Annotated in this window: 16 protein-coding genes; 8 read left to right on the forward strand and 8 right to left on the reverse strand. The window is 60.7% G+C overall.

Annotated features, from left to right (window positions below):
• The coding region (locus GIV26_RS25615) for an EamA family transporter (protein WP_236282722.1) at positions 1 to 478 on the forward strand (478 nt) is incomplete at its 5' end.
• On the opposite strand, the gene GIV26_RS25620 is transcribed toward GIV26_RS25615, so the two are convergent.
• Positions 435 to 1,463, reverse strand: a complete 1,029-nt coding sequence (locus GIV26_RS25620) for an NADP-dependent oxidoreductase (protein ID WP_236282725.1) — start codon at positions 1,461 to 1,463, stop codon at positions 435 to 437. The genes GIV26_RS25615 and GIV26_RS25620 overlap by 44 nt on opposite strands.
• Positions 1,464 to 1,524: 61 nt before the next feature.
• Complete coding sequence (locus tag GIV26_RS25625) at positions 1,525 to 2,313, reverse strand: SDR family NAD(P)-dependent oxidoreductase (RefSeq protein WP_057976206.1); 789 nt, start codon at positions 2,311 to 2,313, stop codon at positions 1,525 to 1,527.
• Positions 2,314 to 2,438: 125 nt separating this feature from the next.
• Between GIV26_RS25625 and GIV26_RS25630 the strand changes: the two genes are divergently transcribed.
• Positions 2,439 to 3,005: a TetR/AcrR family transcriptional regulator gene (locus GIV26_RS25630; protein WP_034128300.1), complete on the forward strand. Its 567-nt coding sequence runs from the start codon at positions 2,439 to 2,441 to the stop codon at positions 3,003 to 3,005.
• A 15-nt stretch (positions 3,006 to 3,020) separates the two neighbouring features.
• Here the strand turns inward: GIV26_RS25630 and GIV26_RS25635 are convergent, their stop codons facing one another.
• Positions 3,021 to 4,313 (reverse strand): mechanosensitive ion channel family protein, encoded by a 1,293-nt coding sequence (locus GIV26_RS25635; RefSeq protein WP_054920228.1) that lies wholly within the window; start codon positions 4,311 to 4,313, stop codon positions 3,021 to 3,023.
• Between the two features lie 191 nt (positions 4,314 to 4,504).
• Here GIV26_RS25635 and GIV26_RS25640 point away from each other — a divergent pair, with 191 nt between their 5' ends.
• Positions 4,505 to 5,851, forward strand: coding sequence for a DEAD/DEAH box helicase (locus GIV26_RS25640; protein ID WP_003193110.1), 1,347 nt, complete (start codon positions 4,505 to 4,507; stop codon positions 5,849 to 5,851).
• 106 nt (positions 5,852 to 5,957) lie between these two features.
• Here GIV26_RS25640 and GIV26_RS25645 read toward each other — a convergent pair whose 3' ends face one another.
• Entirely contained in the window at positions 5,958 to 6,227 is a 270-nt protein-coding gene (locus GIV26_RS25645; protein WP_096143519.1) for a hypothetical protein, read from the reverse strand.
• Positions 6,228 to 6,380: 153 nt separating this feature from the next.
• On the opposite strand from GIV26_RS25645, the gene GIV26_RS25650 reads away from it, so the two are divergent.
• From GIV26_RS25650 to GIV26_RS25660, 3 genes are all read left to right on the forward strand, one after another.
• Positions 6,381 to 6,770 (forward strand): hypothetical protein, encoded by a 390-nt coding sequence (locus GIV26_RS25650; RefSeq protein ID WP_014719416.1) that lies wholly within the window; start codon positions 6,381 to 6,383, stop codon positions 6,768 to 6,770.
• Between the two features lie 126 nt (positions 6,771 to 6,896).
• On the forward strand, positions 6,897 to 8,612 hold the full coding sequence (locus GIV26_RS25655) for a copper resistance system multicopper oxidase (RefSeq protein ID WP_236282727.1): 1,716 nt from the start codon (positions 6,897 to 6,899) through the stop codon (positions 8,610 to 8,612).
• 10 nt (positions 8,613 to 8,622) lie between these two features.
• Positions 8,623 to 9,450: a copper resistance protein B gene (locus tag GIV26_RS25660; RefSeq protein ID WP_236282729.1), complete on the forward strand. Its 828-nt coding sequence runs from the start codon at positions 8,623 to 8,625 to the stop codon at positions 9,448 to 9,450.
• A 13-nt stretch (positions 9,451 to 9,463) separates the two neighbouring features.
• Here GIV26_RS25660 and GIV26_RS25665 read toward each other — a convergent pair whose 3' ends face one another.
• The 3 genes from GIV26_RS25665 to GIV26_RS25675 form a co-directional block, all read right to left on the reverse strand.
• Positions 9,464 to 10,330 carry a DUF6279 family lipoprotein gene (locus GIV26_RS25665; RefSeq protein ID WP_236282731.1) on the reverse strand — a complete coding sequence of 289 codons (867 nt, stop codon included), beginning with the start codon at positions 10,328 to 10,330 and terminating at the stop codon, positions 9,464 to 9,466.
• A gap of 66 nt (positions 10,331 to 10,396) precedes the next feature.
• The gene (locus tag GIV26_RS25670) at positions 10,397 to 11,119 is read right to left on the reverse strand and encodes a TorF family putative porin (protein ID WP_057976196.1); all 723 of its coding nucleotides are present in this window, start codon (positions 11,117 to 11,119) and stop codon (positions 10,397 to 10,399) included.
• Positions 11,120 to 11,331: 212 nt separating this feature from the next.
• Complete coding sequence (locus GIV26_RS25675; RefSeq protein WP_003193095.1) at positions 11,332 to 11,511, reverse strand: hypothetical protein; 180 nt, start codon at positions 11,509 to 11,511, stop codon at positions 11,332 to 11,334.
• A gap of 323 nt (positions 11,512 to 11,834) precedes the next feature.
• On the opposite strand from GIV26_RS25675, the gene GIV26_RS25680 reads away from it, so the two are divergent.
• Both GIV26_RS25680 and GIV26_RS25685 read left to right on the forward strand, forming a co-directional pair.
• Positions 11,835 to 12,671 carry a CvfB family protein gene (locus tag GIV26_RS25680; protein WP_236282733.1) on the forward strand — a complete coding sequence of 279 codons (837 nt, stop codon included), beginning with the start codon at positions 11,835 to 11,837 and terminating at the stop codon, positions 12,669 to 12,671.
• A 159-nt stretch (positions 12,672 to 12,830) separates the two neighbouring features.
• Positions 12,831 to 13,229 (forward strand): DUF2177 family protein, encoded by a 399-nt coding sequence (locus tag GIV26_RS25685; RefSeq protein ID WP_060765451.1) that lies wholly within the window; start codon positions 12,831 to 12,833, stop codon positions 13,227 to 13,229.
• Here the strand turns inward: GIV26_RS25685 and GIV26_RS25690 are convergent.
• Complete coding sequence (locus GIV26_RS25690) at positions 13,173 to 14,351, reverse strand: MFS transporter (protein ID WP_236282735.1); 1,179 nt, start codon at positions 14,349 to 14,351, stop codon at positions 13,173 to 13,175. The genes GIV26_RS25685 and GIV26_RS25690 overlap by 57 nt on opposite strands.
• Between the last annotated feature and the right edge of the window lie 34 nt (positions 14,352 to 14,385).

The following is a 14,385-nucleotide window of genomic DNA, read 5'->3' on the forward strand; positions in this document are numbered from 1 at the left end:
GATCACCCCGCATTTCCTGATGGGGTTCTTGCTGCTGCAATTGGCCAATTTCACCTACGCCGCCGGGCAAGTCATGTACAAGCACCTGGTGGCGCGTTATCCCAGTGACCAGCCGCACTTCCGGCGTTTCGGTTATTTCTACCTGGGCGCCTTGTTGGTGGTGTTGCCGGCGTTCCTGCTGTTCGGCAAGGCTGACTTCCTGCCGCAAGCGCCGCTGCAATGGGGTGTGCTGGTGTTCCTCGGGTTGGTCAGCACTGCGCTGGGCATGTACTGGTGGAACAAGGGCGCCTGCCTGGTCAATGGCGGCACCCTGGCGGTGATGAACAACCTGCATGTGCCGGTGGGGTTGCTGCTGAACCTGCTGATCTGGAACCAGCACGAACCGCTGGGCCGTTTGGCCCTGGGCGGTCTGGTGATTCTGGGGGCGGTGTGGATCAGCCGGCTGGGTGTGCGTCGGGCGGTATCGTCCCCATCGTGATCACCACCTTGCCTTTGGCGCGGCCTTGTTCGACATAGTCCAGGGCCGCCGCTGTGAATTCGAACGGAAAGGTACGGTCGATAACCGGCCGGATACTGCCGGACTCGACCAGCGCGGTGATTTCATCCAGTTGTGCGCCACTGGCACGCATGAAGACAAACTCATAGCTCACGCCTTGCTTGCGTGCTTTCCTGCGGATACCGCTGCTCAACACACCCATGACCAGGCCCAATAACCAGGGCAGGTTCTGGGCGCGGGCGAAGGCGGGTGTCGGCGGCCCGGAGATGGAGATGAGCTGACCGCCGGGCTTGAGAATCTTCAGTGACTTGGCCAGCGCATCCGGGCCCAGGCTGTTCAGCACCACATCGTAATCCCGCAGCACGGCCTCGAAGGCTTGCTGTTTGTAGTCGATCACTACATCCGCGCCCAACGCCTTGACCCACTCCACATTGGCGGTGCTGGTGGTGGTGGCGACAAAAGCGCCCAAATGCTTGGCCAGCTGGATGGCGATACTGCCCACCCCGCCTGAGCCCGCATGAATGAACACCTTCTGGCCTTTCTTCAGCTTCGCGGTTTCCACCAGCACCTGCCACGCCGTGAGCGCGACCAGGGGCAGGGACGCGGCTTGCTCCATGGTGATGTTGTCGGGTTTGCGCGCCAGTGCGTCTTCGTGCACGGCAATCCGCTCGGCGAAGGTGCCGATACGTTGCTGGGGCGGACGAGCGTAGACTTCGTCCCCCGGCTTGAAGCGTCGTACCGCAGCGCCGACGCTGAGCACCACGCCGGCCAGGTCGTTGCCCAGTGTCAACGGCAATGCATAGGGCAGGATCAGTTTGAATTCGCCCTTGGCGATCTTTGCATCCAGCACATTGACGCTGCTGGCCCGCACCTGAACCAGCACGTCATGTTCACCCACAACAGGCGCGGGGGCCTCGATGAGGCGGCCGGGCTGCTTGCCGTACCGTTCGATGGAAAATGCCTTCATGGTTCAACGCTCGTTGCTTCGGTGAGAAGGGCAGGCGCGGAGCACGCCTGCTACCGGTTGATCAGGCGTTGGCCAGGTAACGCTCGGCAACCTGGGACTGCTTGATCTGCGCCAGCAAGCCTTGCCGCGCAGCCTGCAACGCGTCCCAACGGGCGCCGTCCTGCAACGGCGGAATGGTCACCGGCTCGCGGCGGTCGAAACCGACCAGCGCCGCATCCACCAGATCACCCACTTCCATCACGTCCGTGAGGGTGTTGATATCAATGCCCGCACGCTCCCAGATCTCGGTACGCGTGGCAGCGGGCAGCACGGCTTGCACGTACACGCCTTTGGGCGCCAGTTCCAGGCTCATGCCTTGGGACAGGAACAGCACGAACGCCTTGGTCGCGCCGTACACCGTCATGCCGAATTCCGGGGCCAGGCCCACTACCGAGCCAATGTTGATGATAGCGCCGTTGCCGACTGCCGCCAGGCGCGGGGCGATGGCACTGGCCAGGCGCACCAGTGCAGTGGTGTTGAGGGCGACCAACTGCGCGACGCTGTCGGTGGACTGCTCGATAAAACCGCCGGACTGCGCGGCGCCGGCATTGTTGACCAGGGTGCCAATGCTGGCGTCATCACGCAGGCGCGCTTCAACTGCTGCCAGGTCAGCGGTCTGGGTCAAGTCGGCGGGGAGGATATCAACGCTGACGGCGTGGTGCTCACGCAACCTGGCGGCGAGCGCTTCCAGGCGCGTGATGTCACGGGCGACCAGTACGAGGTCGTGGCCGCGTGCGGCAAAGCGTTCGGCGTAGGCGGCGCCAATGCCGGTCGAAGCGCCAGTGATCAGAACGGTGTTGGAAGTACTCATGGTGTGATGCTCTGTGAGTGCGAGAAGGTTTTATGATGTCGATCATAATCAAAGCTGTCAACGGTTTTGATTATGATCGACATCATAGTAATATGCCTATCTCGCACGCTGTCAGGACCACAGACATGAAGATCACCAAGGCGCAGTCACAGAGCAATCGGGCCCATATCGTCGCGACAGCTTCGGAGCTGTTCCGCGAGCGGGGTTTCGATGGGGTGGGCGTGGCCGAGTTGATGGCTGCGGCCGGTTTTACCCAAGGCGGCTTTTACAAGCACTTCGGTTCCAAGGCGGACTTGATGGCGGAAGCAGCCGCTAACAGTCTGGCGCAGTCACTGGCCGACAGCGCGGAGATGGAGGTGGAGCAGTTTTTCGAGGTTTACCTGTCCAGGCAGCACCGCGACCATCGCGGCGGCGGATGCACATTGGCGGCGTTGTGTGCCGATGCCGCCCGTCAATCGGACACGCTGAAGGCGACCTTTGCCGACGGTTTGGAAAATACCCTGCAGGCCCTGGAAGCAAAGTACAACGCAGCTCATGAGACGCCACAAGAAGGCGTGCGCGCGAAAATGCTCGACAGCATGGCCCATGCCATCGGCGCAATCATGTTGTCGCGGGCGTGCCCGGATGATTCCGCACTGGCCGATGAAGTGCTTGAGGTTTGCCGCAAGGAGATTACGGCGTCACTGCCGTAATCCCGTTTGCATCACTCATGCCGTTTCGGCGATGGGTACCTGCGTGGCCCCGGCCAATGCCGGCAGCACGCCGGCGCGCAGGTCGTTGCCGCTCGGCTGCTGATACAGGCTCAGCCCGAACTCCGGCAACACTGCCAATAGATAATCGAAGATATCGCCCTGGATCCGCTCGTAATCGCCCCACGCCGTGGTGCGGGTAAAGCAGTAGATCTCCAGCGGCACGCCCTGGGCGGTGGTTTGCATCTGGCGCACCATGCAAGTCATGTTGGGCTGGATGTCCGGGTGGCTTTGCAGGTACGCCAGGGCGTAGGCGCGGAAGGTGCCGAGGTTGGTCATGCGCCGACGGTTGGCCGACAGTTGCGCGCTGTGGCCCTGAGCCTCGTTCCAGGCCTTGAGTTCGGCCTGCTTGCGGCTGATATAGCCGCTGAGCAAGTGCACCTGGGTCATGCGCACTTCTTCCTCGTCGTTCAGGAAGCGTACGCCGCTGGCGTCGATGTACAGGCTGCGCTTGATACGGCGCCCACCGGAGGCCTGCATGCCACGCCAGTTCTTGAACGACTCGGACATCAGGCGCCAGGTGGGGATGGAAACGATGGTCTTGTCGAAGTTCTGCACCTTCACCGTGTGCAGGGTGATGTCCACCACATCGCCATCGGCACCCACCTGGGGCATTTCGATCCAGTCACCGACGCGCAGCATGTCGTTGCTGGTCAATTGCACACTGGCGACGAACGACAGCAGCGTGTCCTTGTACACCAACAGAATCACCGCCGACATCGCACCCAGGCCCGACAGCAGCAACAGCGGCGAGCGGTCGATCAGGGTGGCGACGATGATGATCGCGCCGAACACGAACAGCACCATTTTCGCCAGTTGCACATAGCCCTTGATCGAGCGGGTGCGTGCGTGTTCGGTGCGTGCGTAGATATCCAGCAGCGCGTTGAGCAGGGCACTCATGGCCAAAACCATGAACAGAATGGTGATCGCCAGGGCGACGTTGCCGATAAACAGAATGGCGGTCTTGCTCAGGTCCGGCACCAGGTACAGGCCGAACTGGACCACCAGCGATGGCGTCATCTGCGCCAGGCGATGGAAGACTTTGTTATGCCGCAGGTCGTTCAGCCAGTGCAGGGCCGGCTGCCGGCCGAGCAATTTGACCGCGTGCAGGATGAGGTAACGGGCGACCCGTCCCACCACCAATGCCACCACCAGCAACACCAGCAAACCGAGGCTGGAATGCAGGACCGGGTGTTCATCGAGGGCGCCCCAAAGGTCTTGGACGTTGAGCCAGAGCTGTTTGATATCCATGCGTGAACCGATTCTTCTGTAAGACAACACGGGGCGATTAGAGCATTTAAGTGCAACAAAGTTGACGCTCTGGACAAAATCGCTGACAAAAAAGCAGCTGATTAGCCCCGTTCGCGTAAAGAAACTCGGTTTGGGCGCCCGAAACCGGTAACCTATGCAGCTGATATTTGTATTTCTTCGAGGTAGCACCCGTGTTTTCCCAATTCGCCCTGCACGAACGCCTGCTTAAAGCCGTGGCCGAGCTTAAATTTGTCGAGCCTACGCCTGTGCAAGCAGCGGCCATCCCGCTCGCGCTGCAAGGGCGTGACCTGCGGGTGACGGCGCAAACCGGCAGCGGCAAGACCGCCGCTTTCGTCCTGCCGGTACTTAACCGCCTGATCGGCCCGGCCAAGGTGCGCGTCAGCATCAAGACCCTGATCCTGCTGCCGACCCGCGAGCTGGCCCAGCAAACCCTGAAGGAAGTCGAACGCTTTTCGCAGTTCACCTTCATCAAGTCCGGCATCATCACCGGTGGCGAAGACTTCAAGGTCCAGGCCGCGATGCTGCGCAAGGTGCCGGACATCCTGATCGGCACCCCAGGGCGCATGATCGAGCAACTCAACGCTGGCAACCTTGATCTCAAGGAAGTCGAAGTGCTGGTGCTCGACGAAGCCGACCGCATGCTCGACATGGGCTTTGCCGATGATGTGCAACGTCTGGTCGGCGAGTGCGTCAACCGCCAGCAGACCATGCTGTTCTCCGCCACCACCGGTGGTTCGACCCTGCGCGATATGGTCGCCAAGGTGCTGAACAACCCTGAGCACTTGCAGGTCAACAACGTCAGCGACCTGAACGCCACCACGCGTCAGCAGATCGTTACCGCTGACCATAACGTGCATAAAGAACAGATCCTGAACTGGTTGCTGGCCAACGAGACCTACCAGAAGGCCATCGTGTTCACCAACACCCGTGCCGCCGCCGACCGTATCTACGGGCGCCTGGTTGCGCAGGAATACAAGGCGTTCGTACTGCACGGCGAGAAAGACCAGAAGGATCGCAAGCTGGCCATCGACCGTCTCAAGGCGGGCGGCGTGAAGATCCTGGTGGCCACCGATGTTGCCGCACGCGGCCTCGACGTGGACGGCCTGGACCTGGTGATCAACTTCGACATGCCCCGCAGCGGCGACGAATACGTGCACCGTATCGGCCGTACCGGACGGGCCGGCAACGATGGCCTGGCTATCTCGCTGATCTGCCACGGCGACTGGAACCTGATGTCGAGCATCGAACGCTACCTGAAGCAGTCCTTCGAGCGCCGCACCATCAAGGAAGTCAAAGGCACGTACACCGGGCCGAAGAAGGTCAAGGCGTCGGGCAAGGCCGTTGGCGTGAAGAAGAAAAAGACCGACGCCAAGGGCGACAAGAAGAAAACCGGCGCCAAGTCGCCGACCAAGCGCAAGATCGCCAACCGGCCGAAGACCGACAACCTGTCGCTCGTCAGCAAGGACGGCATGGCCCCGCTCAAGCGCCGCAAGCCAGAAGCTCCGGCTGCCGAATAAGCAGGCGGGCCTAAAAAAACCGGACAATGTCCGGTTTTTTTTCGCCATGATCGTTCCCACGCTCTGCGTGGGAATGCCTCCAGAGACGCTCTGCGTCGCGTTGTGCTCAATGCTTCCCCGCAGCCTCTCTGAGCTCCTTGAGCCGCGCATCGATCAACTGGCACTTGTCGGGAAACTTGGCGCTTTCAGTATCCAGGTCCATCTTCTGCAACTCGTCATTCATCTCCTTGGCCTTGTTCGGGCTCTGCTCGGTGAGCTTGGTCACTTCCTTGGCCAGCTCCTCGCGCTTGGCCGTGGCCTCCTCAGGCGTGCAGGCCCAGGCGGGCAGGGTGCTCAACAGCGTGGCGGCGAGGGTCAGCTTCATCAAGGTTTTCATGGTCGGACTTCCTTGGCAGTGATGTGCAGTTGAGGCGGCGAACCTAGGGAAAGTTCAGAGAAATGACGCCCGTCCGTTTGGTTGAACGGCCCGTGCCGGAACGTGTCACTCCCTAAGACGGGCTAACTCCATCGGCCTGCAGGAGGAATCAGGATGACGACTTACAATTGGGATCTGATCGAACGTCTGCTGCATGAAGTGCAGAACGGCGAGGGCAGCTTTGCCCCGCGCAAATACGCCGAACAAGAAGCGGCCGAGAAGGCGACGGCCGGCGAGGACACTGGCAACCTGGACGCACTCAAGAAGACCGCTGCCGATTACGAGGCGCTGCTGTTCAAGCGTGGCTTTATCGAGTCGCGGCCTGAAGAAGAGGGCGGCAATGGCGAGAATTTCATTCTGACGGCGCTGGGTGCGCAATTGCTGGCGCTGATCGACAGCTCGATCCCGGGCAATGATCATCCACGTCAGGTGTTGGATGAGCAGGCGGATGCGCTTGATCCGGCAACGTTCGCTGAAGTGGCCTCCAAAGCCCAGATCGCCTGATCCTCTTATGCCCCGGCGCCCCTGAGGGTGCCGGGTGAACCTGTCGAATCGGTAATCTGCCGCTAAGGTTGCTGACAGCCGGCGACGCCTAATCTGCTGCCATTCAACTCACGGACTTGAATCGGCATGCACTCCACAACCTCCAGACGCACATTCGTCAAAGGCCTGGCCGCAGGCGGCCTGCTAGGCGGGCTCGGGCTTTGGCGCCCGCCCGTGTGGGCACTGACCAGCCCCGGCCAGCCCACGGTACTCGCCGGCAGCGAATTTGACCTGTTTATTGACCAGACCCCCGTCAACCTGACCGGCCGTGCGCGCACAGCGTTGACCGTCAACGGCAGCCTGCCCGGCCCGCTGTTACGCTGGCGCGAAGGCGACACCGTGACCCTGCGCGTGAAAAACCGCCTCGGGGAGCCCTCCTCGATCCACTGGCACGGCATCCTGTTGCCATCGAGCATGGACGGCGTGCCCGGCCTGAGCTTCAAGGGCATCGAACCGGGCGGCCTTTACGTCTACCAGTTCAAGGTCAAACAGCACGGCACTTACTGGTATCACAGCCATTCAGGGCTTCAGGAACAGCAGGGCGTGTATGGCCCGCTGGTCATCGACCCCAAGGAACCCGAGCCGTATATCTACCAGCGCGATTACGTGGTGATGCTGTCGGACTGGACCGATGAAGACCCCGTCGCCCTGATGAAGACCCTCAAGAAGCAGTCCGATTACTACAACCTGCACAAACCCACCGCGGGCGATTTTATCCGGGATGTGGGTAAGCAGGGCTGGTCGGCCACGGCTGCCGACCGGCTGATGTGGGCGCAAATGAAGATGAACCCCACCGACCTTGCGGACGTCAGCGGCGAGACCTACACCTACTTGCTCAACGGCCAGCCGCCTGGGCAGAACTGGACCGGAGTGTTCAAGGCGGGGGAAACGATTCGCCTGCGCTTTATCAATGGCTCGGCGATGACCTATTTTGATGTGCGCATTCCAGGGTTGAAGATGACTGTCATCGCCGCGGATGGTCAGCCGGTAAAGCCGGTAAGCGTCGACGAGTTCCGTATCGCCGTGGCGGAAACCTACGATGTGCTGGTCGAGCCTGTGGCAGAGGCCTATACCCTGTTTGCCCAGTCCATGGACCGCACAGGCTATGCCCGTGGCACCCTCGCCCGGCAGATGGGAGCGACCGCCCCAGTTCCACTGCTTGATCCGCGCCCGTGGCTGACCATGGAGGACATGGGCATGGGCGGCATGGACCACGGCGCGATGGCCGATATGCCGGGCATGGAAGGCATGGATCACAGTGCCATGGGCGCGATGGCGATGCAGAAACACCCCGCCAGCGAGCAGAACAACCCGCTGGTAGACATGCAGGCGATGAACCCGGTGCCCAAGCTGGACGACCCTGGAATCGGCCTGCGCAACAATGGCCGCCGGGTGCTCACCTATGCCGACCTGCGCAGTACCTTTGAAGACCCCGATGGCCGCGCCCCCTCGCGCACCGTCGAATTGCATCTCACCGGGCATATGGAAAAGTTCGCCTGGTCGTTCAACGGCGTGAAGTTTTCCGATGCCGAGTCCTTGCAACTGACTTATGGCGAGCGCGTGCGGGTGGTGCTGGTCAACGACACCATGATGGCCCACCCGATTCACCTGCATGGCTTATGGAGCGACCTGGAGGACGAAAACGGCCAGTTCCTGGTGCGCAAACACACCATCGACATGCCACCGGGCTCCCGTCGCAGTTACCGCGTCACCGCCGATGCCTTGGGGCGCTGGGCCTATCACTGCCACCTGCTGTACCACATGGAAATGGGCATGTTCCGCGAGGTGCGCGTGCATGAATAAGGAAGCGAGCATGAACCGTTGCGTCTCGTCCCTTTGCATCGCTTTCGCCACGCTGGGGTTCGCCCCATGGGCGTTGGCGGCCGAGGATGAATTTCAGGGCATGAGCCCGGCGACGCCAGCGTTGACGCAAAGCCGTACGCCGATTCCGGCGCTGACCGACGCAGACCGCGCAGCGGTCTACAACGCGCCGGGAGGGCATCAGGTACATGACAGCGGCGTCAACTCGATGCTGCTGGTCAACCAGTTGGAATGGCAGGGCGGCGACGGCAACGCGCAGAGTTGGGACATCAAGGGTTGGGTCGGCGGTGACATCGACCGGTTGTGGCTACGCAGTGAAGGCGAACGCAGCGCCGGCCGCACTGAAAGTGCCGAAGCCCAAGCGTTATGGGGGCACGCAATCAGCCCTTGGTGGGATGTGGTCGGCGGCGTGCGCCAGGACTTCAAGCCCGGTGCCAGCCAGAGCTGGGCGGCCTTTGGCCTACAAGGCATGGCGCTCTACAACTTCGAGGCCGAAGCCACGTTGTTTGTCGGCGAATCGGGGCATACCGCCGCACGTCTTGAGGGTGACTACGACATTCTGCTCACCAATCGCCTGATCCTGCAGCCCACCGCCGAACTCAATTTTTATGCGCAGAACGATCCGCAACGCGGCGTTGGTTCGGGCTTGGCGGAAAGTGAGCTGGGCTTGCGTTTGCGCTACGAAGTTCGCCGCGAGTTTGCGCCTTATGTCGGGCTCAGCTGGAACCGCACTTATGGCCAGACCGCGCAATACGCACGGGACGAAGGCGAAGACGTTAACCAACTGCACTGGGTGGTTGGCGTGCGCCTATGGTTCTGACCGCAAGCATCCATCAAGACTGTGCGCTTTTCAGGCATTTAAGCGCCTGGAAGTCGCTGCGGACCTTGTCGATTTTCTGGGTGAGTTTCAGGCGCTGCGCTGGGGAGCTTTGGGCCATCACGTCCACGAGCAAACTGCGCGCGGCGGCTTCGGTCTGTGCGTAGGCGGCGCGGTATTGCGGGGTCCACAGGCTTTCGCGATCCACCAGCAGTTGCTGGATTTTCTGCGGGAAATCGGCATTGTGGCGTTGTTGCAGCGCCTCGATAAATTGCGCCTGCCAATGGGCGCGGTTGCCGATCCACGCTTGGTTTTGCGCGCCCAACTCGGCCGACCAGGCCGTGACGCGGTTTTGCTGGCCTGGGCTCAACGGGCCGATCCAGGCGTCCAGGCGCTTGCTCATACGCTCGGCGCGTTCCTTGATTTGTTGAGCCAGTGGTGGCTTGAGGTATTCGTCCTGGCGTTTGCGCAGGTCCTTGGCCAGGGCATCGCTCATGTCCTTGACCTGCTGATCGTCCAGGCCTTGCAGCAATTGCACGGCTGAGGGCGTGATTTCCCGCGCAATCTCGGCAATTGCCTGTTTGGCTTCGACTGTACGGGTTTGCAACGCGGCGTCGGTGACCTGGTTGCTGTCGACCATCTGTTGCAGGCGGTCGAGCCAGTCCAGGTAGCCAGGCAATTGCGTGGTGCAGTGCCAGGCCAGGTGTTCCTTGAGGGTGTCGTTGAACCAGCTCTTTTGCCCGGCATTCATGTCCAGGTAGTCGTTGAGGGTCCAGGGGATGATCACGTCGAGGTTACGGTAGGCCAGGCCCACGCGATTGCAGCCGGCGAGCATCAGGCTCAGGGTCAGCAGTACCATCAGGAGTTTGAGCCGGCGCAACATGGGCAGGTCCTTGCATGGAGGGCGTTAATGCATGTGAACCTGCGCGGGGTGCGACAGTTCAGCCCATCAATAAAACGACCGCGCGGCCTTCAAGGTCAACAGCCCATCACATTGCGAATTGTGTCCGGAGTAGGCCGAGCAGTCACTGCCGCTGAGGCTGGAGCCGCTGTAGATCAGGTCCAGGTCAATGCCTTTCCAGGCCCGGGAAAACTGTACCGACCAATCGCTGAAACTGCTGATGGCGCCGTTCTCTACCGAGACCGGTGTGCCCAGTTGATGGGTGGTGTACTTCATGCTGACGCCGATGCCGAAAGGCTGGGTGCCGCCCAGGTCTGCAAACAGGGTGCTGTCCTGGCGGTCGGGGTCGTTGCTGAAAGACACGCCAAAGCGATTGCCCAACAGGTTCAGCCCGCCGTAGAACTCTTGGCTGTCGAGGGGGCTGAGCTTGGGGTAGCTGTAGTGGATCAAGCCGACTTCATAGCCCAGGGTCTGGTCGAACGGACGCTTGAAGCCCATGTAGGAGTCGACTTCAAGGTTATTGGCCGACGACAGGCCCATGTTCGGGGAAAACTGGCCGAAATACAGGCCGCTGTCGTGGGTAAGGTCCAGGCCTCCGTGGAACGAGTCGCTGCCAGGGGCGGTCGGCTTGACAAGGCCCTGGGCCATGGTGCGGCTGGGGGTTGTACCTAATTTCAGGTCGAAGTCACCCAATTCGCGCTGGAAGATATGCGCTTCGGCCAAAGGGCTGGCGACCAGGATGCTGACCACGAAAATACAGCGTTTAAGCATGCTTCACTCCATGAAAAGCGAGGAGCAGTAACGGAAAGATTCAGGCAGATGCCCGTGCTAGACGTGTGCAAGGATACCGGCGAATGCCAGGCATTGAGGCCCGTTCGTCGATTAGCTGCGTATTGAGGGTGTCGGGAGGGGGTGGCAACTCTAGTCCTAGCGCCTCGAAGGCAAGACGCTTAGGGACCAGATGCAGTGCGCGGGTATGACTATTACTTCTTGCCCAGGCTGATCTGCTTGGACGGGCCGAAAGTCTGGCCGCTCACGCCCTTGGCAATTTGCTGGATTTCGCCGCCGGACTTGAGGAACGCAGCAATCTGGCTGTTGATCGATTCGCTGGTTTCAACGGCGGGAGCTGGCTTTGCTTTGCTGTTGGATGCTTTTACACGCATGGCGGCCACTAACCTGTAGAAAATTAACTTGGCCAGGCATCGTACAGGAAATACTTGACAATTGCTTGGCAAATATCCCTCAGGATTAATATCCAGCGCTGGAAATAGCCGAAGTTCAACGCCGAAATAAAGCGCTAACTTACTGTTTTAGCTGGAAACCACAGGCCGGGTGGCCCGCTGATGGCCTGCTCAAAGTGAACCGAACGATCAGACGAGTGGGGCGCTGCCATTGGAACGCCATGCCAGCCCGCGATTTTTCAGGCGCGCGCGCGTGCAGGGCCCAACTCGGGTAGAATGCCGCCCACGCAATGAGGGTATTGGAAATGGCTTTAGTCGGGCGCTACAACAGCTTGCAAGTGGTCAAGCACACTAACTTTGGTTTGTACCTCGATGGTGCGCAAGATGGGGAAATCCTCTTGCCTAATCGGTATATCCCTAAAGATATTCCCAGTGAAGATGAAGACTGGCTCAACGTTTTCATTTATCTGGACAGCGATGACAAACTTATCGCCACCACCGAAAAACCCAAAGTTCAAGTCGGTGAATTCGCCAGTTTGAAAGTTGTGGAAGTCAACAGCATTGGCGTATTCCTTGATTGGGGTTTGCCCAAGGATCTGCTGCTGCCGTATTCGGAAGAAAAACGCCAGCTGACCGCAGGTGAGTATTGCGTGGTGCACGTCTACCTCGACAAGCACACCAAGCGCATCACCGCCACCGCTCGCCTTGACCGTTACCTGGACAAGACGCCAGCCAACTACCAGGTGGGCCAGGAAGTCGACCTGCTGGTGGCCGAAGCCACCGACATGGGCTTCAAGGCGATCATCAACAACAAGCACTGGGGCTTGATCCACAAGAACGAAGTGTTCAAGTTCCTGCGCCCGGGCAAGGAAGAGAAGGGCTTTATCAAAGAGATCCGCGCCGATGGCAACATCAGCCTGAGCCTGCAGCCGGTGGGCCAGGAAGCGGCCTCCAGCCTGAACTCGAAGATCCTCGCCAAGTTGCGCGACAACAATGGCAGCCTGCCGGTCAGCGACAAAAGCGACCCGGCGGTGATCAGTAACTTGTTCGGCGTGAGCAAGGGCAACTTCAAGAAGGCCATTGGTGCGCTCTACAAGCAGGGCCAGATCGTGATTCATGCGGATCGCATTGAACTAAGCTGAGTACGCTTCGCTCTCCTGTAGGAGCGAGCTTGTTGTGGCGAGGGAGCTTGCTCCCGCTCGACTGCGTAGCAGTCGCAAGCTTTTTTGGGGGCGCTTCGCACCCCAACGCAAGCAAGCTTGCTCGCCACAACAAGCTTGCCTTCACAGTAGGGCTTGCTCATGTCAAGAAAGTCGTTGTATGCCTACCTCGGTACCTTGCTCGCCTTCCTGGTCCTCGACGGCCTTTGGCTCGGTGTGCTCATGGGGCCCACCTACAAATCCCTGCTTGGCGCGCTGATGCTTGATCAGCCACGCCTGTTGCCTGCCGTATTGTTCTATCTCCTGTATGTCCTCGGTTGCGTAGTGCTGGTTATCGTGCCCAGCGCCAGTTGGCAGCGCGCTGCGCGTTTGGGCGCCTTGCTTGGCCTGGTGGCCTACGGCACCTATGACCTGAGCAACTGGGCCACGCTTCAAGGCTGGTCCGCTGGGTTGGCGCTGATGGACATGGCGTGGGGCACGTGCCTAACCGCCATTTGCTGCACTGTTGGCCACTTGTGTGCAAATCGGCTGTGGCGGTAGAGGGCGGTTGATCAGTACTGAACCGGCTAATAACAACCCGGTACCGGCAACGACCAACGCCGGTTGCAGGCCGCCACTGAGATGGCTGCTGACCGATGCCAACAGGGGGCCGCTCAATTGGCCGACGGCGAAGCTGGCGGTCAGCAACCCCGTGCTGCGTTGGTAGCCATGGGGCGCGACCTCCCTTAATCGCGCCATCACCAACTGCATGCAGGCCAGAAATGGCGCACCGCACAGTAAAACGCCCAACGCCAAGCCCCAGCCATTGCCGAACAGGCAGGCGAACACCCCTGCCGCTTGCAGCCATAAAGTCGCCATCAGCCAGCGACGGGTGGTGTTCGGGTGCTTGCGGCGCAGGCTGGCTACCCCCACTCCCAGCGCGGCCGCCAGGCCAAAGCAGGGCCAGAACAAGTCGGCCTGCCAGGCGCCGTGGAATTGTGCGCTGGCCATCTGCGACAGAAAGGTCGCCGGGATGATGTAGCCCAGGCCGTACAAGAAATAGATACAGCACAAGTGCGCGATGCTGCCGTTGCTCCCCGCGCTGGTGGGCTGTGTCACGGTGAGGGTCGGCTTGGGTAGAAACGGCAGGATCGCCAGCAACATCACCAGCGCCACCGTCCCGTAGATCAACCACAGCGCGGCAGAGTTTTGCCCCGATAGGTCCGACACCAGCGCCAGCAGCCCCGTCAGCACAATCCCCAACCCCGGCCCAGCAAACACCAGCGCACCCAGGCGCGGGCGGCCGGCGGCAATCGCCAGTGGCTGGCTCAGGCTGGTAATCATCACCAGGGCCCAGGCACTGGCGACCCCGGTGCCGAAACGCAGCAACAAATGCGGCCAGAACCCGTTAGCCCAGTAGGACGCCAGGGTCAGCAATACGCACAACCACAGCCCGCCGTAGAGGCGCCCGCGCACATGCTGATGGCTGCGGGCAAAGATCGAGTCCACCGCGCCGACAAAATAGCCCAGGTAATTGGCGGCTGCGATCAGGCCGGCGCCGGTCAGGTCGATCTGGCCTTCACTGAGCAAATGCGGCATTTGCGGAGTCAGGGCGAAGCGGCCAATGCCCATGGCCATCATCAGGGCGACGAAGCTGGCGAGTAAACGAATCAGCGGGGACATGGTCAGGTTTCCTGCAAAGAAGCGAATGGCTTGC

The sequence above is a fragment of the Pseudomonas sp. PA-1-3F genome, from assembly GCF_021609665.1.
Classification (GTDB): domain Bacteria; phylum Pseudomonadota; class Gammaproteobacteria; order Pseudomonadales; family Pseudomonadaceae; genus Aquipseudomonas; species Aquipseudomonas paracarnis.

Coding starts and splice junctions, on each gene's coding strand:
- GIV26_RS25655 (WP_236282727.1), top strand. CDS start 6,897: ATGCACTCCACAACCTCCAGACGCACATTCGTCAAAGGCCTGGCCGCA.
- GIV26_RS25690 (WP_236282735.1), bottom strand. CDS start 14,351: ATGTCCCCGCTGATTCGTTTACTCGCCAGCTTCGTCGCCCTGATGATG.
- GIV26_RS25675 (WP_003193095.1), bottom strand. CDS start 11,511: ATGCGTGTAAAAGCATCCAACAGCAAAGCAAAGCCAGCTCCCGCCGTT.
- GIV26_RS25650 (WP_014719416.1), top strand. CDS start 6,381: ATGACGACTTACAATTGGGATCTGATCGAACGTCTGCTGCATGAAGTG.
- GIV26_RS25685 (WP_060765451.1), top strand. CDS start 12,831: ATGTCAAGAAAGTCGTTGTATGCCTACCTCGGTACCTTGCTCGCCTTC.
- GIV26_RS25630 (WP_034128300.1), top strand. CDS start 2,439: ATGAAGATCACCAAGGCGCAGTCACAGAGCAATCGGGCCCATATCGTC.
- GIV26_RS25645 (WP_096143519.1), bottom strand. CDS start 6,227: ATGAAAACCTTGATGAAGCTGACCCTCGCCGCCACGCTGTTGAGCACC.
- GIV26_RS25660 (WP_236282729.1), top strand. CDS start 8,623: ATGAACCGTTGCGTCTCGTCCCTTTGCATCGCTTTCGCCACGCTGGGG.
- GIV26_RS25670 (WP_057976196.1), bottom strand. CDS start 11,119: ATGCTTAAACGCTGTATTTTCGTGGTCAGCATCCTGGTCGCCAGCCCT.
- GIV26_RS25665 (WP_236282731.1), bottom strand. CDS start 10,330: ATGTTGCGCCGGCTCAAACTCCTGATGGTACTGCTGACCCTGAGCCTG.
- GIV26_RS25635 (WP_054920228.1), bottom strand. CDS start 4,313: ATGGATATCAAACAGCTCTGGCTCAACGTCCAAGACCTTTGGGGCGCC.
- GIV26_RS25680 (WP_236282733.1), top strand. CDS start 11,835: ATGGCTTTAGTCGGGCGCTACAACAGCTTGCAAGTGGTCAAGCACACT.
- GIV26_RS25620 (WP_236282725.1), bottom strand. CDS start 1,463: ATGAAGGCATTTTCCATCGAACGGTACGGCAAGCAGCCCGGCCGCCTC.
- GIV26_RS25625 (WP_057976206.1), bottom strand. CDS start 2,313: ATGAGTACTTCCAACACCGTTCTGATCACTGGCGCTTCGACCGGCATT.